Source organism: Mycobacterium sp. SP-6446 (assembly GCF_001954045.1).
In the GTDB taxonomy this organism is placed as follows: Bacteria; Actinomycetota; Actinomycetes; order Mycobacteriales; family Mycobacteriaceae; genus Mycobacterium.
In genome coordinates this window covers 1-1708 of the sequence record NZ_MBEM01000228.1, presented here as the reverse complement: position 1 = coordinate 1708, position 1708 = coordinate 1, and the positions used below count along the sequence as shown (strand labels likewise).

Annotated in this window: 2 protein-coding genes; both read right to left on the bottom strand. The window is 68.1% G+C overall.

The genetic code is table 11. From position 1 onward, the window contains the following. The coding region (locus A5736_RS20185; RefSeq protein ID WP_076248203.1) for a dTMP kinase at positions 1 to 510 on the bottom strand (510 nt) is incomplete at its 3' end. Positions 511 to 565: 55 nt separating this feature from the next. Next, a partial coding sequence (gene ahcY / locus A5736_RS20180; RefSeq protein ID WP_076248201.1) for an adenosylhomocysteinase occupies positions 566 to 1708 on the bottom strand: 1143 nt, incomplete at its 5' end.

Genomic DNA, 1708 nt, shown 5'->3' with positions numbered 1-1708 from the left:
GTCGTCGTCGCGTTCGTAGCTGTCGCGCGCCCGGCCCGGCTCCGATTCGGCGCGGTCGCGGGCCCGCTGCGCGGCGAGTTCGGCGGACACCGCGAGCAGCACCTGCCAGTCCGGCGCGGGCAACCCCAGTCGCTGATATTCCAGCCGCTGCACCCAGGCCGCCGCTTCTCCCGCCGCGTCCTCGCGCAGCCGGGCGGCGGTGTAGGCCGCGTTGGAAGCGACGTAACGGTCCAGGATCAGTACGTCGTGCGCGCGGCCCAGCGCCTCGATTTCGCCGACCGCCGCCGCGCGGTCGAGCGCGAACAGCATCGCCATCGCGTACGCCGACGAGGCGAGGTCGCCGTGCTCGCCGTGCAACGCCTCCGCGGCGACGTCGGCGGTCACCGACTGCCCGTAGCGCGGGAACGCCAGCGTGGCAACCGACTTCCCGGCCGCCTCGAACGCTTTACGCAAGCCCTCGGACAACGTCCGCTTGCCGGCGCCGTCGACCCCTTCGATCGCGATCAGCACGGCGCGAGCCTAACCCCGCGTCACGCTGGCGTGACGTTCGGCGGGCGAGCCGAACTCAGTACCGGTAGTGGTCGGCCTTGTACGGACCGTCGACGTCGACGCCGATGTACTCGGCCTGCTCCTTGGTCAGCTTGGTCAGCTCACCACCCAGCGCCTCGACGTGGATGCGGGCCACCTTCTCGTCGAGGTGCTTGGGCAGCCGGTACACCTCGTTGTCGTACTCGTCGTTCTTGGTCCACAACTCGATCTGCGCGATCACCTGGTTGGAGAAGCTGTTGCTCATCACGAACGATGGGTGGCCGGTGGCGTTGCCGAGGTTCAGCAGCCGGCCCTCGGAGAGCAGGATGATCGACTTGCCGCTGTCGGGGAACGTCCACAGGTCGACCTGCGGCCGGATGTTCACCTTGGTGGCGCCGGACCTTTCCAGTGCGGAGACCTGAATCTCGTTGTCGAAGTGCCCGATGTTGCCCAGCACCGCGTGGTCTTTCATCGCCTTCATGTGGGCCAGCGTGATGATGTCCTTGTTGCCGGTCGCGGTGATCACGATGTCCGCCTCGCCGATCGCGTCCTCGACCCGCTTGACGTCGAAGCCCTCCATCAGGGCCTGCAGCGCGTTGATCGGGTCGACCTCGGTGACGACGACGCGCGCACCCTGACCCTTGACGGACTCGGCGCAGCCCTTGCCGACGTCGCCGTAGCCGCAGACGAGCACCTTCTTGCCGCCGATCAGCACGTCGGTGCCGCGGTTGATGCCGTCGATCAGCGAATGGCGGCAGCCGTACTTGTTGTCGAACTTGGACTTGGTCACCGAGTCGTTGACGTTGATCGCCGGGAACGCCAGGTCACCGGCCGCCGCGAACTGGTAGAGCCGCAGCACCCCGGTGGTGGTCTCCTCGGTGACGCCCTTGACCGACTCCGCGATCTTGGTCCACTTGTCCTTGTCGGTCTCGAAGCGGCGGCGCAGCAGGTCCAGGAAGACCTTCCACTCGGTGGGGTCGTCGTCCTCGGCCGGGGGCACGACGCCGGCCTTCTCGTACTGCGCGCCGCGCAGCACCAGCATGGTCGCGTCGCCGCCATCGTCGAGGATCATGTTGGCCGGCTCGTCGGGCCACGTCAGCATCTGCTCGGCGGCCCACCAGTACTCCTCGAGCGTCTCGCCCTTCCACGCGAACACCGGCACGCCCTTGGGCTCCTCGGG